We start from the raw sequence: 25,771 nt of genomic DNA, 5'->3' as shown, positions 1-25,771 counted from the left end.
CCCACTGAACAACCTGAGCCTGCGACACCGTAAAGCCAACCGAAAAGAGGAGGGGTAAGATTCTCTTCATGCAACTAAAAGACAGATTAGAAATAGGGGGTAAACATAGGCAAAAAATTTAAGAAAATGCCTGGAAACAATACATGAAAGGTGGAAAGCTCGATTGCCGTTTTATCTGGCATTGATTGCCGTTTTGCGCAATCTATTCAATCGAATGTTTATTGTAGAGCAGAAAACCTACATGCAGCAACACACCCAGTTGATTGTCTTTGTCATCGTAATAATTGACGCTGAGGCCGATAGGGCCGATGGGTGAATGAAGCACCAGCCCTGCCATGCCGGCAAAATACAACGCCCGCAGGTCAGTCACTTTTCGTGCTTCCTGGTTGGTTCCCTGCTGCAGGTAATCGATGGGTTTGAAAAGGTATCCCTCCACGCGCAGGTCGAGGCGGTTTCTCAGCGTAAACACATTGCGTATACCGCCCCCGATATAATTGAATGCACGGAAATTCTCCAGCAACAAGGTTCGGCTATCCTGCAAAGGAAGAAAAGCTGGCGCATTCACCAGCGTACCGAAATAGTTTTGGAAGAAGGGCTGGTTTGAAAATACGGCCTCTGCAAAATATCCTGGCTTGTACCATCCCGCATTGAAGTACTGTTCTGCCGACGCTCTCAGCCTGAACCATTGGTGCGCGGCTTTCACAGGCGCGTCTGCGAACGACGTGTTTCCCGGCGTATAAAATTCCCGGAGGTTGAAATACTGCGCAGAAAAAGTATACGCCTTTCCGAGTGACGCGTATTGTTTTCGGTTAAGCGTGTTGGCGGAAAACGTGAACTCGGTTTTCAATCCCCTCAGCCTCAGCTCGTCAAGTGTGTCGGAGCTCACAAAAACACCACCGTTGGCATAGCGGTCAATGTTGTTCACGCCGCCTACATACAACGTGCTTTTGAAAAGATTACCCACAGGTATGCCGACGTTGAGACCATACTTTCTATTGATGCGCCGCAGCACGGTGTGGGTCTTGATCTCTTGCAACAGGTCGTCTGATTCCAGAAAATCCCAGCTGTCGAATGCGATCTCGGGCTCGAGGTAAAGCTGGAACGGGAAATCGATGCGTGTGCGCACCACGGCCGACTTATAAAAATTACCGGTCTGAAATCCGCCGTAGACGTGAACAAGCTGGCTGCCGAAGTTGTAAAAGTTAAGTCCCAGGAAAATATTGCTCACATCGCGTGTAGCGATCACACCTCCGAACTCTACCTGGAAATTCTTTTGCGGCCTGCGTGTGAGCTGAAGCTGAAATCCACTTTTGGCAGAATCGTAGAGGATGTTGGGATATACGTTGGTGAAATAATTCTCAGACACCATCTTGAAATAGCTACTCTTGGCGCTGCCGATGTAAAAAGGTTTGGGATTGGTGTTTTTGAAGTGGAAGAGTCTCCTGATGTATTTTCGTTGTTTCGAATTAAAACCTTTGAGCGTAAGGCCCGTGAACCGCAGCGGGGGGTTGTTGTCGTTGAAGAGATTTCGCTTCGCAGCCACTTCATCGCACGTAATGCTGGTTCCCACCTTGCTTTTGATCTCATCCATTTGCCGGATCGTTTTGGCATAACCACTGTCGATGAGGCTTTTCACCTGGGCAAAATCGAATGATGTATATCCATCGAGGTCGGGCTGGATATAAACGCCATTGGCCGGCACGCGGGCGGGATCGGATTTATCAAGCAGCAGGAAGAGCAACGATTTGGCGATGAGCTTTTCGTCAGTGTTGTAGGGATAATCATTGTAGATCTTGGTAGACACATTTACGCCGATGACCACGTCGGGTTTAAAAACACGCTGCAGCACATCCACCGGAAAGTTGTTATACACGCCACCATCGAAGAGATACTTGCCATCTACCCTGATGGGGTTATAAAAGAACGGAACAGTTTGCGTGGCACGGAGCGCGTCGCTGAGGTTGCCTTTTGAGAGCACCACTTCATTTTGTGTGAAGATATCCGCGGCCACTACCCTGAGCGGTACAAAGAGGCTGTCGAAATTATTACCTGAGATCGCCGAGGCCAGCGCCAGCTTTTCGGCCAGTGCAAAGTTCAGCGATACATCGTTTGCCAGGCTCGTGTTCAGCTGGAGGTTGAGGATAGAATCAAGTGAAAGGTTGAGCTTGATGAAATTGGGCGTCTCTTCGCTCTGGTGATAGTAGTAGTTGTAACCTCGTTCCGGAAGGCCGTTGATCCAGCGCAGAAAATCCTCCGAAAGCACCATGTCTTCGATCTGGCCGGGACTCATGCCCGCAGCATAACAGCCAGCAATGATGCCGCCCATGGATGTGCCAACAACGTAGTCTATGGGGATGTCGTTCTCTTCAAGTGCCTTCAATACACCCACGTGCGCCAGACCCTTGGCAGCGCCACCGCTCAGCACAAGACCCACCTTCTTTTGCGCAAAGGTGGGCATGCATAGCCATAAAAATATTAGGATCAGTGCAGACCGATTCATGCAATGATTGATAGCTCGTTTCTTTAACCAAAAAAGTTAAAGAAAATTATCAATCTATACGCTTACGGTCGAATAAAGATTTTCTTATTTGATAGAAGCGATGGTCTCTGCGGGCTCTTCAGCGAAGGGGATCGCGCGAAGTTTCTCGGTGAGGTTCTGTTTCACCGTTTCAAACGATTCCATCATCTCCTTTTTCACAGGTTCTGAAGGGGGAAGCTCTGCGCGAAGGGCGTCTACCTGCTTGCCATTCTTCCAGAAACGGTAACAGAGGTGTGGTCCTGTGGCTAGCCCGGTGCTGCCAACGTAACCGATGGTCTGACCCTGGCGCACCCGCATGCCCGCATGTACACCAGCTGCGATTCGTGACATATGGAGGTACTGCGTGGTGTATGTTCCGTTGTGCCTGATCTTCACGTAGTTTCCGTTGTTGGATTTGTATTGCGCTTCGAGTACGATACCATCGCCCACTGTACGGATGGGGGTGCCTGTGGGCGCGGCAAAGTCAGTACCGAGATGCGCCTTCCATCTTTTCTGTACAGGGTGGAAACGGTTCATGGTGAAACGTGAGCTGATGCGGGTGAATTCGATGGGATATTTTAGCAAGGCCTTGCGCATGCTCTTTCCGTTCTCATCGAAATAATCGAGGCCATCGCCCTGATCGAAGGGAAAAGCATAGTATTCGCTGCCGAAGTGTTCAAAGTAGATACCGTCGATCTGTTTGATACCGATAGAAGTGCCTTCAACCTGGTTCTCCTGGTAGATGAGCTTGAACTTGTCGCCTTTCTGTAAGCGCTGGAAATCAACCTGCCATCCGAAGATATCCACAAAACGGTTGGTGAGATCGTGCGAGATGCCCAGTGCTTCAATGGTCTCAGACAGGTTGGAGCGAATAATGCCCGAAATGGTTTTTTCAACGGTAACCACTTCACGTTTGCAAACATCAACGGAAAGTGAATCGCCGAACCTGAAGATGATGTAGTCGATGGCGTTGGGCTCGTAGACCATCGCTTTTGCGCGGGTCAATGAATCTTTATCGCAGATCAGCGTATACTTTTTATTGGCAGCGATCTTGCGCGGATCGAATATTTTTCTCGAAAGGGTTGAGAGCTCATGAATGAGGTTAGCCGGAACGTTGTACTGCATGAGAATGTCTCCCAGGCGCTCGTTGCGTTTGATCTTGTCTTCAATCACCAGGTGGTCGTCTTGCACCACCATGCCGTAAACCACTTTGGGTTCTTTGACAGGCACCGACGCGGTCATTGCCGAGTCAGGACGTGTTGTGTTGTTTTCTGAAACTGCCAGTGTGGGAATGTAATAGGCATTGATCAATGCCACCCCACCGGCCATGGTGAGAATGAGGAAAAATCCGAGATAACGTTTAAACATGGTGTTTGGAGTAGTTTAAAAAATGAGCGCGAACAAAGATAAGCGGTTTAAAAAATTTTCCAGACTCCAGTTTCCGGCAAACCACTTAGTATTCAAATATATAACTAATCTTATTTATACAAAAGCTATAACCGTATACCATATAAAAAACCCCGTTTTCAGCTTCTGTACCTCAGTTTAAGTAAAGCTGACTGTAAGTTTTTTTACCACTTTCCAGAAATTTTATGAAGTTTTCTACGCTTTTGTCGTAGTCCTGCGGGGGCACCAAAACTTTTTCGTCTTCACCCACCAAAATATAGAATGGCTGAGCATTGTTGTTGAGCCTGCGGATCTGCAGATCGGCATTTTGCTTGCCGATGGTTTTCTTTACTTTATTATCGTACGTGGAAGTATACCACTCGCTTTCAGGCAGCTCTGTTTTATCATCCACGTACAGCGCCACCACCACAAAATCGTTTCGCAGCCTTTCCAGCACTTCTGGCGCTGACCATACGTTGGCTTCCATTTCACGGCAGTTGGTGCAGCCGTGGCCGGTGAAGTCGATGAACAGCGGCTTGTTCTGCTGGCGTGCGCAAGCCAGGGCCTGGTCGTAATCAAAGTATCCTTTCAGGCCATGCGGCAGGTGGAGGAAGTCGGCATATTTAGGTTCGTCACAGATCTCGTTGGTTTTCTCATCGCGCAGCATCGAGAGCAGGTCGAAATCGTGCGTATACATAGGAGGAAGATATCCTGCCAACGCTTTTAAAGGTGCGCCCCAGAGGCCCGGAATCAGGTAAACCACAAAGGTGAAGGTGATGATGGCCAGCGATAACCTTGGGATGCTCACGCGCTTGTCTTCGGCGTCTTTGCCGGTATCGCCGGGAAGGCGGAATGCTTTCATCAGGTAAAGCCCGATCAGTACCGTGATCACGATCCAAATGGCGATGTTGATCTCACGGTCAAGAATGCCCCAATGGAACGCCTGGTCTGCGATGCTCAAAAATTTGAACGCCAAAGCGATCTCCACAAAGCCCAGCACCACTTTCACGGAATTGAGCCAGCCACCGGATTTGGGCAGGCTGTTGAGCCAGTTCGGAAAGAAGGCGAATAACGTGAAGGGTATGGCAAAGGCGAGTGAAAAGCCGAACATGCCCACGATAGGTTTCAGGAACTCACCACCGGCTGACGATACCAGGATGCTGCCAACCAGCGGTCCCGTGCATGAAAAAGAAACCAGCACCAAGGTGAAGGCCATAAAAAAAACACCGGTCAGGCCACCTTTCTCTGCCTTGCGGTCCATCTTTGTAATGAAGGTTCCCGGCAGCACGATCTCGAACAACCCGAGAAAAGAAAGACCGAACACGATAAAGACGAGGAAGAAAATGAGGTTCGGTAGCCATTCCGTAGACAGGTGGTTGGCAGTTTCTGGCCCCATGAGCGGAGCGATGGCTGCTCCCACAACCGTGTAGATGGCCACGATGGAGATGCCGTAGATGATAGCGTGAAATTTTGTTTTTCCCTGCGTGAAGAAGCTCACGGTCATGGGGATCATAGGAAACACACAGGGAGTAAGCAGCGCTGCGAGGCCTGCGAGAATGGCCACGAGAAAAAAGCTGAGAAAAGAGTTGTTACGCGCGTCCTGTTTTACCAGCGCTGGGTCCAGCACCGGGCCTTGGTTCTCGCCGTATTGTTTGGTTGCTTTGGGTGTATTATCGGCGGCTACTGCCGCTTCGGTTTTTTCAGGTTCGACGTTTTTTGCTACCGATTCATTTTCAACTGCGGGCTTTGCGCTCGCTTCTTCGTCATTTGTTTTGCCAGCGGCTTTCTGTTCTTTCGCTTTGCCGGTAACGGCGATATCAAAACTAAAATCTTCATCAAACGGGATACACTTGCCGTCTACCTCTGTGCAGACCTGCCCCTGAATGGAGCCGGAGATCTTCAGCGGACCGCCAAGCACTTTTATTTTTTGCCTGAACTCGCCATTCTTCAGAAACACCTTCACGTCGCAATCGAATATCTTGTCGTGTTTTAAGGTTGGTTTGATGGCAATGGTTTTCCCCACCAGCTCAAAGTTCTTCGATGCCTCAAACTGCAGTTCTGTGAGCAGGGGTCCGCAATCCGGATCGAAGTCATTGGCATACATGTACCAGTTGTTGTCGATCGTGGCTTTGAAGATGAGCTCTATCTCATCGCCTGCGCTGACATTTTGTTTCGAAACCGCTGTGGTCCACTTCGCCGGCTGCAATACCTGCGCATGCGCGAAAAACGAGGACAGGAGAAGAATGAGCAATAACTTGGGGGCAATAAACTTCATAGGCCGCTTTTATAAAAGGTGCTAAAATAACGAAGTTAGTTTCAAAATAGTTAACAATCGGTTGTTAACAGTTAGTTAAAGCCTTAGCGGGTGGGCAGCGTTTTTAATCCTGCAATATCGGTAGGACTAATAGTAGGCAGTAAGCAATCCTATCGCAGGCGATAGGCAGTAGGCAAAGGTTTGTGTAAGCTTTCACGGGCGTTTGCCACTCAAATTGAAAAACCAAAAGTGACGGTAATCCGCTCATTGCCTACTGCTTTTGCCTACTGCCTACTTATAAAGATCGGGAATAGTAGGATCAAATATCGATCTCCACCTGGTGGCGGAGCAGGTCTTCAAAGGTTTCGCGTTCGCGGATCAGTTTGGCCTGCCCGTTGATGATGAGCACTTCGGCAGGTCTGAACCTTGAATTGTAGTTAGACGCCATGGAGAATCCGTAGGCACCGGCATTTTTGAGCGCCAGCAGATCGCCTTCCCTTACTTCGCTGATCATTCTGTCGGCGCCGAGGGTATCGGTCTCGCAGATGTATCCCACCACCGTGTATTGTTTTTTCTCGCCGCCCGGATTGGAGACGTTGATGATGGTATGATAAGCGTCGTACATCATGGGCCTGATCAGGTGATTGAGCCCTGAATCAACACCCACAAAAGTAACGGTCGGCGTTTTTTTCACCACGTTGGTTCGCACCAGCAGATGTCCTGATTCACTCACGATAAACTTGCCCGGCTCGAAATGCAACTCAAGCTTGCGGCCGTATCCTTCACAGAATTCATTGAATGCTTTGGTAAGCTTCTGGCCCAGGTCGTTGACGTTTGTTACCACATCACCTTCCTTGTAGGCTACCTTAAAGCCGCTGCCGAAGTCCATGAACTTGAGGTGCGGGAAATTTTTGGCAAGCCCGAAAAGGATGTCGGCCATTTTCAGGAACACATCGCTCTCGGTGATGTCAGACCCGGTGTGGATATGCAGGCCGTTGATCCTGATGTTATGTGCTGAAACGGTTTCGAGGATCTCGGGCAGCTGGTGAACGGAGATGCCGAACTTTGAATTGCTATGCCCTGTGGAGATCTTGAGGTTACCGCCCGCCATGATGTGCGGGTTGAGGCGGATGGAACAGGGATAAGTGTCTCTGTACTTTTTGCCGAACTTGGCCAGCGTAGAAAGGTTATCGATGTTCACAGTGAGGCCCAGGTCAACGCACGCGATCAGCTCATTGAAGTCCACGCCACTGGGGGTGTACATGATCTGCGCCGGTTCAAAGCCCGCGCGCAATGCCAGCTGCGCTTCCTGGATAGAAACTACATCGATGTCGGAGCCTGATTTTCTCAGAAGCTTCAGGATCGAAAGGTTCGTAAGCGCCTTGGCGGCATACTTGATCCTCACATCCGAGGCTGCAAATGCCGTCTTGAGCGTCCTGAGTTGCGACACGATCTTATCCGCGTCATAAACGTACAGCGGACTACCAAATTCCTTAACCAATGCATGCGGATCAATACCCTGGATCCTGTAAACACCTTGTTGAAGTTCCATCGTTAAAAATAAAAAGCCCCCAATATAATATCAGGATTAACAGGATTTGCAGGATTTAACCAGGATTATATGATTCACGGGGATAAACATCATTAAAGGCAGACCAGGGTTAGTAGGATTTATCGGATTAACCATGATAAATGCAACCAATTCTACAAATCCTAACAGTCGTTCATTACCGGGATTAATATGATTCGGGATTAATGCAGCGATATTTTACTAAGGGTTGCTGACCTTTTAGATGGGCACCATTTAATCCTGTTAATCCAGCGAATCCCGTAAATCCTGGTTATGTTTGAGGGATGAAACTTTTTTATCGAGAGCTGGGGCAAGGGCAGCCCATGATCATCCTGCACGGCATTTTTGGATCTTCGGATAACTGGCTCACACAGGCCAAACTGTTTTCGGCGCACTACCGCGTCTTTTTAGTCGACCAGCGCAATCATGGTCAGTCACCGCACGATGATGCGTTCGACTACCCTGTGATGGTGGCCGACCTGCTCGAGTTCATTGACGAGCACCGGCTGGAGAACCCCATCATCATCGGGCACTCCATGGGTGGCAAGGTGGCCATGAACTTTGCTGTGGCCTATCCTGACAAGCTTGAAAAACTGATCGTGGTGGACATCGCCCCGCGACCTTATAATCTCGAGCACTACGTGATCATAGACGGGTTGAAAGCGGTGCCCATCCAGCAACTTGCTTCACGCAACGACGCTGATGCTGCGTTGGTACCTTATGTGCCCGAGCCGGATGTACGCCAGTTTCTCTTAAAAAATCTGCAACGCAAGGCTGAAGGCGGCTTTAGCTGGAAGATCAACCTGCCTGTGATCGACAAGAACCTGAGCAACATCGGTCTCGATCTTCAGTTTGAGGGCACCTTTGAAAAACCGACGCTGTTCATCCGCGGCGGCCAGTCAAAATACGTACGCGATAAAGACATGGCGCGTATCCTCGAAGTATTTCCCATGGCCATCATGGAAACGCTTGACACCGGGCATTGGGTGCAGGCCGAGAAACCAAAAGAGTTTGTGGAGGTCGTTGAAAAATGGTTGAATAAATAGTCCACGGTCGACAGTCCACAGACCACAGCCGTCTCCCTTCGAGAAACCGTAACCCTTCCAGGGCTTTTCAAAGGCCTGCATAACCCTGGAAGGGATGTTTAGTCAGGCAGTGGTAAGACGACTAGGTCCTCGCAAGAAGCAGGCTTGCCCACGTTTCACGTTCATCGCGGCGAACTTCTTTCAGTCCGTGACCTGACGCTTCCCTTAAGAGATCAGGAATATCGTGGGTGTAAAATCCGCTGAGCAGCAAAAGGCCTCCCTGATTGAGGTAGGTGCTGTAGATCTTCATCTCATCGAGCAGCACATTTTTATTGATGTTGGCCAGGATAATGTCGAATTTTCCCTGCAACGATACTTCGGTGATCTTGCCCTGCTGCAGGTGGATGTTGTTGCATCCGTTGATGGCTTTGTTCTCGTCGCCGTTGATCACACTCCATTCATCGATGTCGAAAGCCTCCACCATGCTAGCGCCCAGCTTGCAGGCCATGATGGAAAGAATGGCGGTGCCGCAGCCGGCATCCATTACCCGTTTGTTCTGGTGATCGATGACCATCTGGCTCTTCACCATGAGGTAGGTGGTCTGGTGATGGCCCGTGCCGAACGACATCTTGGGCGTGATGACGATCTCGTAAGAATATTGTTTGACTGGCTTGTGGAATTCCGCCCTGATGAGGCAACGGTCTTCTACGTTGATGGGCTCATAATTTTTCTCCCACTCCTCGTTCCAGTTCCGCTTTGCTATCTTATCGAAAGAAAAAGTGAGCGGCGTTTGTGCGCTGTATCTTTCACGAATGGATTCGAGCACCGCTGCATCGTACTTCTCTTCCTCCACAAAAGCTTCGAAACCATTTTCGGTCTCCATAAATGTATCGAAGCCCGCCTCGGCCACCTCGGCCATCAGGATCTCGGTGTATTCGGGCACGCAGTGTACCTGTAGACGTGTGTGGTGCATTCGAAGAAAAGGCTATGGTCAGAAGGTTAGTGAAAGCCGCGAGCTGCCAGAAGTTACGGGCTACCCTCGAAGCTCGCAGCTCGAAACTTAAGCAGACTTAATAATGTCAGTGAACTCTCTTGATTTCAAGGAGGCTCCTCCTACAAGACCGCCGTCCACGTCAGGACAGCTGAAGAGCTCTTTGGCGTTGGCGGCGTTCACACTTCCACCGTAAAGGATGATGATGGTGTCGGCAACGGCCTGTCCGAACTTTGAAGCCAGGTGCTTGCGGATCACGGCGTGCATTTCCTGTGCCTGTTGTGCGGTGGCTGTTTTGCCCGTGCCGATAGCCCACACAGGTTCGTAGGCGATCACTATCTTCTGAAGTGAAGCGGCGTCGAGGTGAAAAAGGCTTTCTTCAACCTGCTGCTTCACCAGCTTCTCATGTTCATTTTTTTCGCGCACTTCAAGCGGCTCGCCACAGCAGAAGATCGGCGTAAGCGTATGCTTGAGGGCCATATCGATCTTTTTCGCCAGCAGCTTGCCGTTCTCCCCGAAATATTGCCTGCGCTCACTGTGACCGAGGATCACGTAAGGCACGTTCAACGACTTCAGCATCAGCGCCGAGGTCTCGCCGGTATAAGCCCCTGACTCGTGCTCGCTGCAGTTCTGCGCGCCCACAGCTATCCGCGCGTTGTTGCCCAGCAGATTCTTCACCGGCAGCAGGTAAGGAAAAGGTGTGCAGAAGATCACTTTTACATTGCCCCTCACTTCGTCAGCCACCATGCCCATCACCTCTGAGGCGAGTGCTGTTGCTTCTTCAAGGGTCTTGTTCATTTTCCAGTTACCGGCTACAATTTTCTGGCGCATAGTTTCTAAATTTTTTAATGGCGACAAATATAGTGTAGCTGCGAGTTATGCGCTACGGGTTGCGAGAAAAGTTTGGGCCTGGGACTTCTAAGGATGACATCCTTCGTTAAGCATTATGCTGTTAATTCAAACGTTTGAAAAAGGATGTCATCCTTTGATGTTACTCCTTCGTCAGCTTCGGCGCATACATGTAGTCAAGCGTAACATTCAGCATCGCTTTCACGCCCGTGAGCATGCTGGCTTCGTCCATCATAAAATCGGGCGTGTGGTGTGACGGTGCTTTTGCAGGATCGGTATTGGGAGGGCAGGCACCTACGAAGAAGAAGAGGCCTGGCACTTTTTTCTGGTAGTAGGCAAAGTCTTCGGCGCCGGTATCGGGGTTGATGCGTACAACATTCTTTTCTCCCGCCGCGCGCTGCAAGGCAGACACCATTCTTTCGGTCAGCGCCTGGTCATTATACGTAACAGGTGTTTTCGAATCGATGGTCACCTCTGCGCGTGCGCCTGCACTCTCGGCGATCTTGATGGCTGTGAGCTTGATCTTCTCGTGGATGATCTGCTGCATCTCCGGATCGAACGTCCTGATGGTGCCGGCCATCTCCGCGTATTCAGGGATGATGTTCTCGCGGATACCGGCATTCATTCTTCCTACTGTGATCACCGCGGCTTCTTTGGTAAGCTCCGTCTGCCGGCTGATGATGGTCTGCAGTCCGTTGATGATCTGCGCCGACACCACGATGGGGTCTATTCCTTTCCACGGCGCTGAACCATGCGCCTGCTTGCCGTACACTTTGATGGTGAACCAGTCTGACGCGGCCATGAACCCGAGGGGTCTGTATTCGATGCGGCCTACGGGCGTGATGGAACGCACATGCAGGCCGAAGATCACATCTACTTTAGGATTGTCGAGCACACCTTCTTTCACCATGAGGCCGGCGCCACCTTCTTCACCTGCGGGAGGTCCTTCTTCCGCGGGCTGAAAGATGAACTTGATGGTTCCCTTCAGGTCGTTCCTGTTCTTGGCGAGGATCTCTGCAACGCCCATGAGAATGGCAACGTGCGCATCGTGGCCGCAGGCATGCATCACCCCAGTTTCCTGCCCGTTGAAAGTGGTTTTCTCCTTCGAGGCGAAGGCCAGGCTATTGCGTTCCGTTACAGGGAGCGCATCCATATCGGCCCTGAGCGCGATCACCGGCCCCGGCTTGCCACCTTTCAGAAGTCCCACCACGCCAGTCTTCGCAATGCCTGTCTGCACTTCTATACCCAATGACTTCAGGTGTGCGGCAACTTTTTCGGCGGTTTTGAACTCGCGGTTCGATAATTCGGGATGTTCATGAAAGTACCGGCGCCATTCGATCACCTTGGCTTCGATTTCTTTGGCCATCTGATCGGTCTTTGCCTGGAGCTTGGGATTTACCTGTGCCAACGTGGTGCTAAAAGCCAGCGTCAGGCACAGCACTGTATACAAGAAGTTGCGCATGATTAAAGTTTAAAAGTTCGCTTTCAAGATAGAAAAAAAGCAGGATTAGCAGGCTTAAAGGATTTACTGGATGCACAGGATACATGCGGGGTCATTATGTTCAAAAGGGCCTTTGATGTGATGCTACCGGGTGCGGAAACGGAGAAAAATGAGTCGAAAAATTACATGACCGCATACGGGCATTTTATCCTCCGGGCTCCGGTATTTTTCAAACCGTGATCTGTCGGTTTTCAAAGCATTCCATCGCCGAAAGGCCCATATTTTACAGGGGTTCCCGGTTCCCTTTCATCCTTAAAGATGATTAAGGATACCTGATTGAAGCGGGGCCTGTGATTGCCAAATTTTATTTGGTGTGCTTTGATGATGGCTCCTTCCTATTTGATTTTCCTTTAGTTAAATTTAATTTCTTACATAATACCTAATCCATACCCAAGCATGCAAAGGACTACCTTATCCGTGTTATTCCTACTGCTGTGCGCTAGTGTCCATGCACAGAAAGTAGCTGTTAAAAAAGTAGAGCTGGCAGGAGAAAAGATCGTTGTACACTATGATCTTGAAGACAGCAATCCCAGCAACGAGTACCAGATCTACCTGTATTCTTCCCAAAACAATTTTTCAACAGCGCTCACACATGTGAAGGGTGATGTTGGCAATGAGGTGAAATCAGGTTCGAACAAGAAGATCGAGTGGAGCATCCGCGAGGAGCTCGGCCCATACAAAGGAAAGCTTGCGCTGGAGTTGCGCGGCAAAGTCTACGCTCCATTCGTGAAGATCCAGAGCTTCGACGTGAACAAAAAATACAAACGCGGCAAAAGCTACCCGCTCAACTGGAGGATCGGGAGCTCCAATCCCATCCACATTGAATTGTACAAGGGCTCCGAGCGCGTGGTAGGTGAGCTCAACCATCCCAACAACGGCACTTTTTCATTGTCTGTGCCCGCCAATTCGAAACCCGGCAAAGACTATCGCATCAAGATCACTGACTCGCGCAACAGCGACGAGGTAATTTACACAGGTTATTTCCAGGTTACGCCCAAGGTTCCTTTTCTGCTGAAGGTGGTGCCTATAGTTGCTGTTGGAGGTGTGGTAGCGGTGCTGATGAGCAGTGGCGGAGGAAAGACGCCGGGAGGTGGCAACAACAATACCGGAGAGATCGAGCTGCCGGGATTCCCTACCGGTAATTAATGAATGCTTTCCCAATAAAATCAAGATCCAAAAATTAACGAAGGTGAATATGAAAATTCGTTTACTCATTCTGATAACACTGCTCAGCATCGAATATATCCAGGCGCAAAACCCGGTGGTATGGCAAAAGAAGAATGGCCCCACGGGTGGACAGATCGTTGATATTGAAGTTGATGTTGCCAACAACAAGATCTACGCCATCGCCGGCAGAAATAAACCTTATGTTTCATCGGATAACGGTGTTACCTGGAGCAGGGTGATCTTTAGCGGCGCTGATAACTACTTCTATGACATCGAGATCACCAACAACACCATCTTCCTTGTTTCGAGCTACGATCTGTACGCTTCTACAAATGGCGGTACCAGCTTTTCGCGGAGAAGCTCAACTGATTTCAACAGCCAGTACTCCAGTGGCTACAAGCTCAAACGCCTCTCAGGCGGAAGGCTGGTGGTGCTGGGCAGCAACAGCATTTATGTTTCTGATGATAATGGTATAAACTGGGTTCAGGGCTACAACTATGTAAGCGCTGTGAGCAGAGATTACCTGGTGGTGAATGCAACCGATCAGATCTTCATTGTTCAGAACAACAGACCTTACCGCTCCGTTGACGGCGGCGCTACCTTCTCTGATTTCTCGGGTGGTGTTATTCCTGCCGGAACTGCGCAAAGCCTCTCTGCCACCAATAACGGTTCAGCGGTATTTTGTGTCGCCACCGGTGGCATCTACACGTCGGTAGGAGGCGGCGCCTGGACCAGCATAAAAGGTGGAAGCATCTCTGAAGCTACTATTTCCGGCGGCGTTCCCAGCTTCCTGGAGTTTACGGCAGACGGGCTTGGCATGTATTTCATGGACAACTTCAATCACAGGTTGCACGCAAAGACGGTATCAGGCGCTTCTACGACATGGGCCCAGCAGCAGAGCCCCTTTCCCAGCGCTACCGCGTTTGTGAATTGTGCCAGTGCTAAGGATTTTCCCTCGCCCAGTACTTCTACTGCATTTTTCGGAACCATGGAAGGTATTTACAGGACCACCAGCGGCGGCGCTTCCATTACTGCCTCCAATTCAGGCATCGGAGGCGTAGAGGCCAGCAACATAGCGGTAGATAACTTCAACAACATTTTTATGTCTGCGGGATGGGTTGGCCTGCTGAAGTCTACGGATGGAAACACCTGGAACAAGGTGGCTAACCTGGCAAACTATGTCGAGGACGTCTTCACCAATCCTCCGGGAGACGTGCTCTATGCACGAACCACTCCAAACGGTGGCGGCACAAATACTTTTTCGCGTTCATTAGATAAGGGCGTGAACTGGACAGCATTGACGCCACCTACCACTTTTATCTGGATGGGATCAGCGGGAGACAACGACAAACTTTTCGGTCTGAGCAACAATTATAACCCTGCCACCTTTTACTATTCTGCAAACCAGGGAACGACCTGGAGCGCTGGCCCGGTAACCATTGGGGGATTACCTGCAAGCTTTTACATCGATGAAGACGATGTCTACTTTGCTTCACCAACGCTGATGTTTCTTAAGCTACGCAACCCTAGCAACTCCAGCACAGAAGAGCTCTGGAAGATCAGCATTACTTATTCGGGCACTGCGTTCTCCAGCGCCACGGCGACTAAGATTACCTCTCCGATTACCGAGCAGATCGACAAGATCTACGCAGGCAATGGAAAGCTCTACATATACTCCAACGACTCGGTAGACAAGATCGCCGTATCATCCGATGGTGGTACAAGCTGGAATGTGTACACCGTGCCCGATAGCCGTACGATGACCGTTGCAAAGAATGGTTACATCTTTATCATGAACTATTCACAGAAAGTGTATATCTCTAAAGACTACGGTGCCTCGATCATCGATACCGATCTTTCAACGGCTTTTGCCAATGACGTTACGGATGCCGAGATCGACAACGCGGGCAGAGCCTATCTCTCATTCAATGGCAACTTTGTGCACGCCACCGCCAGCACCATTGTTCTGGCCGCCGCACCCAGCGCTTTAACAAGCGTAGGCGTGGGAGCCACATCGGTAGCGTTGAAATGGAAAGACAATAGTAATAATGAAGACCGCTTCCGGATAGAGGTTTCGGCCAACGGAACTACGTTTGCAGAGGTAGGCGAGCTTCAACAGTACAATGTTTGCAATAACACATTCGGATATTTTGTGGTGCAGGGCCTGCAGCCGTCAACATCGTACACGTTTCGCGTTACAGCAGTTAATGCCGCCGGCGCTTCCGCACCGGTAACACTCGTACAGGCAACAGCCAGCGCATGCCCGCAAACAATTCCCGATAACCGCAGCTGGAGCGCCGTGAACGCCGGAACGGTTTATGCACCGGTCGGTTCTCCGAAGATTGTTTCCATCAGGAATATCAGCGGCAGCAGGTATTCCATCAGCGATCTTTCGCTTGGCCTGCTCGGATCACTCTCTACCGTGCCTGCAAGCTTTAATGTAAACTGCGCGCAGACCTTTGTGGTCAACGGTGATAATGAGCTGCAACCCAATGGCGATGGTGCCTGGAACGGAACAAATCAAATCACTTTAAAGTGGTATGACTGTGGGGGAACTGCTGAACAAACGATCACCCTGACACTTCAGGCCACTGATCCGGCGCCAGCCATACCCACCAATCTCCAGGCGTACGCACTGAGCAATTCGACAATAGAAGTGAGCTGGACCGCGGGAGACTATGACAAGAAGTACTACATCGAACGTTCACTGAACAACGTCTCTTTCAGCCAGGTGGGCACCGTCAATTATCCCACAACACGGTTTGTGGATAACGGTCCGCTCACTGAAGGCGTTACCTACTATTACCGTGTCAAGTCAGAGAATGCAAACGCTTCACCGCTGCAGTCGGTCTTTTCGGCTTCCAAATCGGTGGTGTTCAAAAAGCCAACGTTCATCGTCACGGCCACGACTTTGTCATCGTACATAACGGCCTCCATAGGCGCATACTGGGCCGACTTTAATAACGACGGATTGGAAGACTTTGCATCCGTGGTGCTCGATCCGATCTTACAACGTGGCACACCGGTGATCTTCAAGAACCTCGGCACCGGCAACTTTGAAAAGATCGATCCTGCCGGTATAGAGAACAGGGCCTATTTCTTCCTGTATACCGTAGACTACGATAACGACAACAAAACTGACATGATCTTCACCGGAGACGAGAACTCCGAGGTCTTCGTTTATAAAGGCAACGGCGATTTCACCTTTACGAAAGTGGCTGATGCCGACCTCGGCGCCCTGGCCAATATACCGGTACACCTTGAAGTAAGCGGCGTTTCGTGGGCCGATATCAATAATGACGGTCTGCTCGACGTTCTTTATGCCACGTATGATCCGCAGGAATCAGGATCAGCGGCAAGGTCCATGACACTGCTGAAACAGACCGCCTCGCATAGCTTTGTCAAGGTGGCGTCGCCCGGCGATGTTGCTTCAGACACCGAACCTGCCATCACAGGCGTATGGGCAGATTATAATAACGACGGCTACCAGGATGTTCTGATCGCCAACAGTGACGGCGATCTGAGGCTTTACAAGAACAACGGAAATGAAACGTTTACCAGGACCAGCGGAATAGGCTTCGATGGCTCCGATGCCATTGCTGTTTCATGGGGCGATTATAACAATGATGGCAACCCGGATATTTTCACATCCACCAGCAGTACATCACCGCCGTTGGTAAATGCGCTCTACAAAAACAATGGTGATGGAACTTTTACCAAGGAGCTGGCTTCAGGTCTTTCAGAAAATACCGCCGCCATTGCAGCCTCCTGGGGTGATTACAACAACGACGGGTACCTGGACCTTGTCTGCACAGGTTTTGGCAGCGTGCCCACGCGTCTTTTGCTGAGGGATGCCTCCACGGCACCGGGCAACGTTTCTTTTATCAAGCTCGTGAATGAAAAAGTAAACGACATCACCGTATCACACTATGGTGCTGCCAATGCAGACTTCAACCAGAACGGTTTGCTGGACCTGGCGATGTCGAGCTTCACGTTCTCGCAGTCAGACGATCTGGGTGTTGTGCAGCACAGCTTGTTTGAAGCCAATGCACCCACCGGTAACTGGAGCGAAGTGAAACTTGTGCCCGTGAACGGTAATAAAAAAGCGATCGGTGCAAAGATCATCCTCACAGCAGGTGGTGTAACGCAAAGTCGCGAGATCTCAACATCGTCGGCCATCGTATCCAAAAACAGCGGCGTGGTTCATTTCGGTTTAGGATCCACGTCAAGCATCACCAACATACAGGTGAAGTGGAGGAACGGTGCTGTTCAGAATTATCCGAACCCTGGTATCAATCAGGTGCTCACCATCACTGAAGATCTTCAGGCGCCGTCGATCACTGCGCGCGTGCCTGCTCACTCAGCCACGGGTGTAGCCACAAACACTACCATCGATGTTACGTTCGATGATGCAAATACTGTTGCAGTAGCAGGCAAGAAGCTCATTGTATCCGTTTCAGGTGGCAGTGCTGTTGCCAACATCGATGCTGCTGCTGCAACCAAAACGGGCAGCACTTTCAGGTTCACACTTCCCGCTGCCCTGCAAGGCAACACCGATTATGTGGTGACCATTGAAAGCGGTGCTTTCCGCGATATTTATGCGAACAACTTTGCCGGCGTCAGCGCAGGCACGTGGAACTTTAAAACCGTAGACCCGCCGGATGCCACTGCGCCGGTGATCACATTCACTCCGGCAGCCACCCTGCCAAAAGGTTTCAGCGCTGCCTCACCGTCGATCACGGTAACAGATAATAAACAGGTAAGCACAGTTGTAGTTTCTATCAGGCCTATCAGCGGCACCACCTATGCTACTGTGAACGCCACAGCAGGTGCAACGGCCAACACGTGGAATGCAACACTGACAGAAGCCACACACTTCGATGCCATCGGAAGCGAATTTTTCATTACCGCCACCGATGCTGCCGGCAACAGCACGCGCAGCCCTGAGGGAACAGCAACTCACAAGGTGTTCCTCACCTACAACGAGAACGAATCGAAGATCCCGTCTGACAGGCTGGGCTTCGGCGGACAAAAAGCAAACTGGAAAGTGTTTGCCATACCTTTCGAGCTGGGTAACAACAACGCGGTAACTTCCATCTTCAACGAGTTCGAGAGCCTCACCAACAAAGTTGATTACAGGCTGATCACCTATGGCAGCGAAACAGCGTGGTCGGAATATCCTACCGGATTTACCACCATTGCCCGTGGAACTGGATATTTCATCAACATTAAAGAACCTGTGGAGATCAAGATCGGCAACAACCTCACGGCCCCGACTAACTCGCGATCGAGCCTCTTCTCGATCAGCCTGAAGCAGGGCTGGAACATGGTGGGCAACCCGTATCTCACTTCCATCTCGTGGGCCGATGTAGCTGCCTACAATTCGCTCACAGGCACCACGGCGCAGCTGAAAAAATTCGCCAACGGCGCTTACAGCAATAACCAGAGTCTCTCGTCGTACGAGGGAGGTTTTGTTTTCGCCAGCGCGGCAACTACTGTATCCATCCCTTTCCTGGGGCAGACCACTGCTGGAGGCCGCGAAGGTTTCAGGGATCTTGATACCAACATCGACGCTGAAGCCTGGGCCTTGCCGATCGCGCTCAGCCAGGGTGAACTGAGCTATGACCTTGGCGCTGTAGGCATGTCGCCCGACGCCAGCGTCAGCTTCGATCAGCACGACGATGTAACACCGCCGCGTTTCTTCGATTACCTGGAAATGAACTTCAGCCACCCCGAGCACTTTGCCAAACGTTTCACCCGCGATGTGGTTCCCACGCAGAATGCCTACACCTGGGCCTTTACTGTGGATGCAAACCAGCATGGCCAGGCAAGGCTGATGTGGGATAATATGGCCCTTGCGAACGCGCAAAACGATATTTTCCTGCTGGATATCACCCTGCAAAAGCTTGTGAACATGAAGGAGACGGGCAGCTATTTCTTCGATCCGAAAGAATCTACTAACTTCAGGATCTATTTCGGGGGCAACCTGAAGATCGCTCCCGAAAGTGTATTCCTTGGCAAGGCTTATCCTAACCCGACCAGCGGTCTTACAACGGTAGCTTTCTCATTACCTGAATCGGGCGGATTGAATCAACAGGTCTCACTGGATATCATAGACGCCATGGGCAAAGCCGCAGGAACCATCTCACAGGGAAGTTATGGGCCCGGATACCATGAAGTGAGCTGGGATGCCAAAACCCTCAGCAGCGGATTTTACACTTACCGGTTAACGGTAAACGGCAAACACGGAAAAACTACTCAAGTCACTAAACTCATCATCAAATAACAACACCATGAAAAGCAGGTCCTTCTTGTCTTTCGTGCTGCTCGTTTCGGGCGTCACCACGTTGATGGCCCAGAATGTGAGCACACGTACAAACGAATTTGAAGTGGACTTCAGCGATCCGAAGAAGCTGGTGAGCACCACCATTCCCGTGATCAACTGGGTAACACCGGTAGCAGAGACCAACTACGCGCAGGAGAACAAATACAAGATCAAGGTTGAGGTTGAGTCAGACAAACCGATCAAGAGCATTACGATCTATGTGAAAGAAGACGAGGCTGCTGCCAGTCGCGGCATGACCTCCATGAAACCCGATGCAGGGCAGGAGCTGAAGATGGTGGTGGAAAAAAGCATCACGCTGATGGAAGGAGAGAACTTGCTGGAGGTAGTTGCCGAGAACACCGATGGCCAGAAGACCATCAGCTACCGCAAGGTGCATGTGGGCAGCACGGGCCTTGCCGATGCGGGCAAGCTCGACCGCACAGACTATGCCCTGATCTTCGCCACCGATCAGTACGACAACTGGTCTGACCTGGTGAACCCTGTTTTCGATTCAAAGACCATCGCCGAAGAGCTGAAGAAGACCTACGGCTACAAGGTGGAGGTGATCGAAAACGCTTCGCAGTCTGACGTGCTGAAGAAGATGCGTGAGTATGCTGAAAAGAAATACAAACCTTTGGATCAGCTGTTCATCTTCTTTGCAGGCCATGGTACTTATGACCAGACCTTCGGTGAAGGTTTTGTGGTAACGAAGGAGTCGCAGCTCAACGACGAAGCGAAGACCAGCTATCTTTCGCACAACCGCCTCCGTTCTATCGTGAACAACGTTCCATGCGAGCACATCTTTTTGGCCATGGATGTTTGCTTTGGCGGTACCTTCGATGCTGCACTGGCCTCTTCACGCGGTGCCGGCGCTGAAGAAGTTTACAAAGAGCAGGGGCAAGCGGAGTTCATCACCCGCAAGCTCACCTACAAAACGAGGCGTTTCCTGACATCCGGTGGCAAGACCTATGTTTCTGACGGTATCCCTGGCAAACACTCTCCATTTGCGAAGAACTTTCTCGAAGCGCTGCGTTCACGCGGTGGCAAAGATGGCGTGCTTACTTTACCGGAGCTTTACACTTACGTAGAGCGGCTGAAGATCCAACCACGGTTTGGCGAGTTCGGAGACAATGCCCCGGGAAGTGATTTTATTTTTGTTGTGAAGTAAATCGGTTGCCAGTTGCCGGTTGCCAGTTAGCCGGTTTCTGTGAGTGTTAGCTTGAACTGATCGTGCTACGGCTTAAGGGAAGGTGAATACAAAAATGTGTTCACCTTTTTTTGTTTCCAGTTGCCAGCTTGCCGGTTTTGTGAGCGTACACTTTCACTTTCTGTGCTTAGCTTCTGGAAAGGGATGTCGAAACGCATTTTGAGAAACTACATACTCCTTGAAATAGAACTCAAAACTAGAAATCAAAGCTGTTCCTGAACTGGCAACCGGTAACTGGCAACCGGCAACCATTACTGCTCCAACTTTAAACCTTAAACTTCAAACTTTAAACCCTCCCCAACCGGTAACTGGTAACCGGCAACTTTTTCCCTATCTTCGACGCTTATGGAATGGGTGAGGATTTTTCCAAATGAACAGGAGGCGCGGCGGCGGATCCGGAACGATAAGCCGCAGCTGGTGGCCATCTATGGCAGGCGGATCTGCCTGGCGTTGCATGATGATCAGTTTTTTGCCGTTCAGGATGCCTGCAGCCATAACGGGGAATCGTTGAGCAAAGGTCATATCAACTACCTGGGTGAGATCGTCTGCCCCTGGCATGGCTACCGGTTCGAGCTGCACACCGGGAGACCCTGCGATTCTTCCTCGCCTGACCTTGCCACCTACCCCGTGAAGGTCGATGAAACCGGTTTTTACATCGGTATTCCCTGAAACTATTTTAGATTTACGACTTAAAATTTACGGTCTGCAACACCGTTCTTAAGTCGTACATTGTAAAATCTGTCCCGATAGGTAATCGGGATTGTAAATCAAAAAGATCGACATGCCCTTCAAGGTATTCACTTTATTTTTCGTATTGTGCTCCATGGTGGCAACAGCACAGCTGCCGCTGAACGACCAGCAATTTTTTTCAAGGATCAAACCCGGTGGACCGCTGCCAGAAAAACTGCTGGCAACACGTACGGCAGTATTCTACCCGCATTTCATCGCGGCAAAAGACCTTGAAACCATGCAAACCTCGTTTCAGCGCGCAGGTATCGACGCCGTGATCTATTTCGAGAACGACCTGCTCATGGCCGGACGCGATGTTTCCATGGCCACCGCCCAATACCTGATCACCCGCGAGATCGCCAACCTCGTGTTCGTACAGAAAAAAGACAACATCTATTCGCTGCTCATCACTACCTTCAACCAAAAAGCAAATTTCGTTGAGCAGGACCAGCCCGCCTGGGACGTGCAGGACGTATCGTTGGAAGAGCTGCTGCGCAAACTATACAGGGCCGCCGTTGGCAGCCTCAAAAAAGAGAATTTTCTCATCAACGATTTTCCTGAGACCAGCCTCAACATTGAACCGATCAAAGGCAGGCGCTCGGAGTTCTTCGGCATCGACCTGAAGGTTGACCCACTCGCGGTGCCCCGGTTCAACGACGCTGCAATGGACACGGCGCTGGCGGCCATCATGAAAGAGTATCCCTTCAAATACAAATTCACCGATCCCAACCTCGCCGAAAGCGACCTGAGAAAACAGGGGCTGCTGTTTGTGCTGCGCTTCGTTCATGCCCGCGACAAGATCGCAAAGACGGTAATGGGTTACGATATGACCAAGTCTGAAAGCGCGATTGTTTCCATTACCTATCCGGGCACCCAATCGCAGGTAAAAAATATTCCCGCCGACACCGAAGTATTCAAATTCTATTTTAAACACATCGACTCCGGCAACGTTTACCTCGGCACCAAATGGGACGCCGATGACACCTGGCAACAAGCCCTGATCAATCAGCTGAGGGGACTCAAAGCGGAGATGAAAATTCCGTAGGGAGTCCACGGTCCACAGTCGACAGCCACGGCCGTGCAGAACGACTACCTGCTGTGGTCTGTGGACAGTGGACTCTTCAGACAACCAGCCGGCTATTCGTCAGCTCAAACTTTCACAATTCAGGTTGGGAAGCATTAATCCTTTCATCCCATGAATCCTGTAAATCCTGGTCACATGTAAGAAGACACGCCCCTTTCAACGGACTCAGTCGGGAAATTTCACGTACTTCGAAATCAAATCCTCCTGCTTATGAAATCGCTGCTGTTCCTGGCCTTCCTTTTTTTATTTGTGGTCAATGTTCAGGCACAATCTACGGGCACATCCGATACTTATTCACTGACGTGGAGCCGGGGAATGGTGGTGTTTCCGGCGGGCGATACCGTTCATTGCACCCTGCGGTACAACCAGCAGCTGTCTAACGGCACCCTGCAGGTAATGGAAGGCGACGAGATCATTGCCCTGTCGGCCCGCGATGTTGCTTCATTTACGTTCTACGATTCCAGCCGGCAAAAGACGAGAAAATTTTCGGTAATGCCAGTGGATCAGCGGAATGATGCCGGGCAAAAATTCTTCCTGGAATATATTTATCACGACCAGCAGTTTTCCATTCTCAACCACAGAACGGTAGATGTGCCTTACGAATACATGAACTACAGCCGTTTTGTGAGCAAGCCCGCCCGTGTCAGCAAAAAATATATCCTGAACATGACCACCGGCGAGCTCATGCCCCTTTCAAAAGAAAATACGCTCCGGCTGATGGAGCAGCGAAGAGAGGAGATCATGTCGTTCATTCAGGACCACCACATCCGGTTCAAAAAAACGGCCGACTACATCACCGTATTCCGGTACCACAGCTCTTTGTAATTTCCTGCTAATTTTTTCATGTTTTTTGGCTGTTGACATAGGGTTGACACGATCCCAGCTTTCTTAGTAGCGGATTTCAACTTTATAAAGCGTTGACTTATGGCCGAACCTCTTAAAAACATGTACAATGCGGCGTTCTTTGAGAAGCTTTGCCCCATTCTAAGACGAACTATTCCGCAATTCGATTGTCGCGATTTTACGTACAGGGTCTTTAACAACTCGTGGCCCGATCTTGAGCTGAAAGAACGTGTACGACACATCACCCTTGCGCTCCATCATTTTTTGCCGAAAGATTTCAACACCGCAGCCATTTTGCTGGTAGAGCTCTCACGGCAGCTCCGGAAAAACGACGTGCGCGAGCAGGGTTTTGAAACGATCTTTATTCCTGATTACATCCACGTATACGGCGAAGCGCACCCCGAGGCATCGCTGGCCGCCATCGAAGAGATCACCAAGCTGGTAAGCGCCGAGTTTGCCATACGGCCCTTCCTGCTGCGCTACCCTGACATCACCCTCCGCAAGATGACAGACTGGTCAAAGCACACCGATGCCAATGTGAGGCGGCTCGCCAGCGAAGGATGCAGGCCACGCTTACCCTGGGCCATGGGCATCCCTGCGCTGAAAAAAGATCCTTCAGCCATTTTACCAATCCTCGAAAACCTGAAGGCAGATCCTTCTGAGTACGTGAGAAGAAGTGTTGCCAATAACCTCAACGACATCGCCAAAGATCATCCGCAATTGGTGCTGAAAATTGTGAAGCGGTGGCAGGGCACCAGCCCCGATACAGACTGGATCATCAAACACGGCTGCAGAACATTGTTGAAAAAAGGTGATGTGCATGCGCTGAACCTCCACGGCTTCAATCCCAACAGCAGGTCTGAGGTGCTGGCTTTTACGTTGCCGAAAACAAAAGTGAAGATCGGCGACTCCCTGGATTTCACGTTCGACTTTGTCAATCACGAGAAGAAAGCCACCAGCTTCCGGCTCGAATACGCCATCGACTACCTTACTTCCACGGGAAAAACGTCGCGCAAGATCTTCAAGATCACCGAAACCGATTTTGTTCCCGGCAAGCCTGTGAACATCCGCAGAAAACAGTCGTTCAAGAATTTTACAACCCGCAAACATTTTAAAGGAAAGCATCACCTCACCATTCTCGCCAACGGAAAAAAACTTGCGGCAAAAGAATTTATGGTGTTTTGAAATCGTTACTTTGTGACACCAGGGATGACAGCTTTCAAAAAACATGTCATCCCTCCTGAACAACACCATGTCACGCACGAGTCACGCCGATCTTCCCCTGCATTACGGACGGGTTCCTCCCTGGCTGGCAGAACGTATGACCTTGCTTGGCGGCGCTATCACGGAAGCCATTCTGCTCGAATACGGCAAGTCAGAAGTGCTCAAACGCCTCAGTGATCCGTTGTGGTTCCAGGCATTCGGATGTGTGCTGGGCATGGACTGGCATTCGTCAGGCATCACAACGTCAGTGATGGGCGCACTGAAGCGGGCCATCAATCCAAGATCAAAAGATTTCGGCATCTATATCTGTGGTGGCCGTGGCAAACATTCGCTCAAAACACCGGACGAGCTGCTGAAAGTTGCAGAACAGACTGGCCTTAACGGCGATGCGCTTGTGCGGTCAAGCCGGCTGGTGGCCAAAGTAGACAATACTGCCATTCAAGACGGCTTCCAGTTGTACCTCCACAATTTCATTCTCACCAGCGAAGGCGAGTGGGTGGTGGTGCAGCAGGGACTCAACGACGCCTCAGGCATGGCCCGCCGTTATCACTGGCACTCCACACAATTTCAGTCTTACCTCGATTCTCCTCACGCCGGCGTTACAGGAGAAAACCAGGGATTGATCCTGAACCTGGCCGATAACAACGCAGGCATCACACGCAACGGCATCGTGAGAATTTCGGCAGTACAACCTGACCGCATGTTGTCAGAGATCCGCAAGATCGTGCTGCCACGTCACCATGAAGTAATGGCAAGCGACGTGAACATGAAACGCCTCGGCGCCGTGCTCACCCTGGCACATGAAAGAGAAGTAAACAATTTTGAATCGCTTCTGCTGCTGGAAGGTGTTGGGCCTCGTACCGTGCAATCATTAACACTGGTGAGCGAGGTGATCTATGGAACACCTTCACGGTTCACGGATCCGGCAAGGTTCTCATTCGCGCATGGCGGTAAAGACGGGCATCCGTTTCCCGTGCCCCTGAAAGTATACGACGAAACCATTGAGGTGCTGAAGACCTCCGTTGAAAAAGCAAAGATCGGCGCCACCGACAAACAAATGGCGATCCGTCAGCTTTCCGTTATGGCCCAGCACATCGA

General features: G+C 50.6%; 16 protein-coding genes. 9 read left to right on the top strand and 7 right to left on the bottom strand.

Annotation, left to right across the window (positions count from 1 at the left end; translation table 11 throughout):
• Positions 1-202 precede the first annotated feature (202 nt).
• From KK083_RS30630 to lysA, 4 genes are all read right to left on the bottom strand, one after another.
• Positions 203-2,458 carry a patatin-like phospholipase family protein gene (locus KK083_RS30630; RefSeq protein ID WP_254169971.1) on the bottom strand — a complete coding sequence of 752 codons (2,256 nt, stop codon included), beginning with the start codon at positions 2,456-2,458 and terminating at the stop codon, positions 203-205.
• A gap of 126 nt (positions 2,459-2,584) precedes the next feature.
• Positions 2,585-3,886: a peptidoglycan DD-metalloendopeptidase family protein gene (locus KK083_RS30625; RefSeq protein WP_254169970.1), complete on the bottom strand. Its 1,302-nt coding sequence runs from the start codon at positions 3,884-3,886 to the stop codon at positions 2,585-2,587.
• 172 nt (positions 3,887-4,058) lie between these two features.
• Positions 4,059-6,179: a protein-disulfide reductase DsbD family protein gene (locus KK083_RS30620; RefSeq protein WP_254169969.1), complete on the bottom strand. Its 2,121-nt coding sequence runs from the start codon at positions 6,177-6,179 to the stop codon at positions 4,059-4,061.
• A 298-nt stretch (positions 6,180-6,477) separates the two neighbouring features.
• Positions 6,478-7,710 (bottom strand): diaminopimelate decarboxylase, encoded by a 1,233-nt coding sequence (gene lysA / locus KK083_RS30615; RefSeq protein WP_254169968.1) that lies wholly within the window; start codon positions 7,708-7,710, stop codon positions 6,478-6,480.
• A 302-nt stretch (positions 7,711-8,012) separates the two neighbouring features.
• Here lysA and KK083_RS30610 point away from each other — a divergent pair, with 302 nt between their 5' ends.
• Positions 8,013-8,774, top strand: coding sequence for an alpha/beta fold hydrolase (locus KK083_RS30610; protein ID WP_254169967.1), 762 nt, complete (start codon positions 8,013-8,015; stop codon positions 8,772-8,774).
• A 121-nt stretch (positions 8,775-8,895) separates the two neighbouring features.
• On the opposite strand, the gene prmA is transcribed toward KK083_RS30610, so the two are convergent.
• The 3 genes from prmA to KK083_RS30595 all read right to left on the bottom strand — a co-directional run bounded on the left by prmA (position 8,896) and on the right by KK083_RS30595 (position 12,055).
• On the bottom strand, positions 8,896-9,726 hold the full coding sequence (prmA, locus tag KK083_RS30605; protein WP_254169966.1) for a 50S ribosomal protein L11 methyltransferase: 831 nt from the start codon (positions 9,724-9,726) through the stop codon (positions 8,896-8,898).
• 87 nt (positions 9,727-9,813) lie between these two features.
• Entirely contained in the window at positions 9,814-10,575 is a 762-nt protein-coding gene (gene tpiA, locus KK083_RS30600; protein ID WP_254169965.1) for a triose-phosphate isomerase, read from the bottom strand.
• Positions 10,576-10,735: 160 nt separating this feature from the next.
• Positions 10,736-12,055 (bottom strand): amidohydrolase, encoded by a 1,320-nt coding sequence (locus KK083_RS30595; RefSeq protein WP_254169964.1) that lies wholly within the window; start codon positions 12,053-12,055, stop codon positions 10,736-10,738.
• Positions 12,056-12,490: 435 nt separating this feature from the next.
• Here KK083_RS30595 and KK083_RS30590 point away from each other — a divergent pair, with 435 nt between their 5' ends.
• The 8 genes from KK083_RS30590 to KK083_RS30555 all read left to right on the top strand — a co-directional run.
• The gene (locus KK083_RS30590; RefSeq protein WP_254169963.1) at positions 12,491-13,240 is read left to right on the top strand and encodes a Ser-Thr-rich GPI-anchored membrane family protein; all 750 of its coding nucleotides are present in this window, start codon (positions 12,491-12,493) and stop codon (positions 13,238-13,240) included.
• Positions 13,241-13,289: 49 nt separating this feature from the next.
• Entirely contained in the window at positions 13,290-19,547 is a 6,258-nt protein-coding gene (locus KK083_RS30585) for an FG-GAP-like repeat-containing protein (RefSeq protein WP_254169962.1), read from the top strand.
• 7 nt (positions 19,548-19,554) lie between these two features.
• A complete protein-coding gene (locus KK083_RS30580; RefSeq protein WP_254169961.1) occupies positions 19,555-20,754 on the top strand; it encodes a caspase family protein in 1,200 nt (399 codons plus the stop codon).
• Between the two features lie 384 nt (positions 20,755-21,138).
• Positions 21,139-21,462 carry a Rieske (2Fe-2S) protein gene (locus tag KK083_RS30575; protein ID WP_254169960.1) on the top strand — a complete coding sequence of 108 codons (324 nt, stop codon included), beginning with the start codon at positions 21,139-21,141 and terminating at the stop codon, positions 21,460-21,462.
• A gap of 112 nt (positions 21,463-21,574) precedes the next feature.
• Positions 21,575-22,567 (top strand): hypothetical protein, encoded by a 993-nt coding sequence (locus KK083_RS30570; RefSeq protein WP_254169959.1) that lies wholly within the window; start codon positions 21,575-21,577, stop codon positions 22,565-22,567.
• Between the two features lie 249 nt (positions 22,568-22,816).
• The gene (locus KK083_RS30565; RefSeq protein ID WP_254169958.1) at positions 22,817-23,431 is read left to right on the top strand and encodes a hypothetical protein; all 615 of its coding nucleotides are present in this window, start codon (positions 22,817-22,819) and stop codon (positions 23,429-23,431) included.
• A 99-nt stretch (positions 23,432-23,530) separates the two neighbouring features.
• Positions 23,531-24,634 carry a DNA alkylation repair protein gene (locus KK083_RS30560; RefSeq protein WP_254169957.1) on the top strand — a complete coding sequence of 368 codons (1,104 nt, stop codon included), beginning with the start codon at positions 23,531-23,533 and terminating at the stop codon, positions 24,632-24,634.
• A 43-nt stretch (positions 24,635-24,677) separates the two neighbouring features.
• On the top strand, positions 24,678-25,771 hold a 1,094-nt coding region (locus KK083_RS30555; RefSeq protein ID WP_254169956.1), incomplete at its 3' end, for a DUF763 domain-containing protein.

The organism is Chryseosolibacter histidinae (assembly GCF_018598225.1).
Lineage (GTDB): Bacteria > Bacteroidota > Bacteroidia > Cytophagales > Cyclobacteriaceae > Chryseosolibacter > Chryseosolibacter histidini.
The sequence above is the reverse complement of the archived record's forward strand: the minus strand, read 5'-3'. Positions and strand labels throughout refer to the sequence as shown.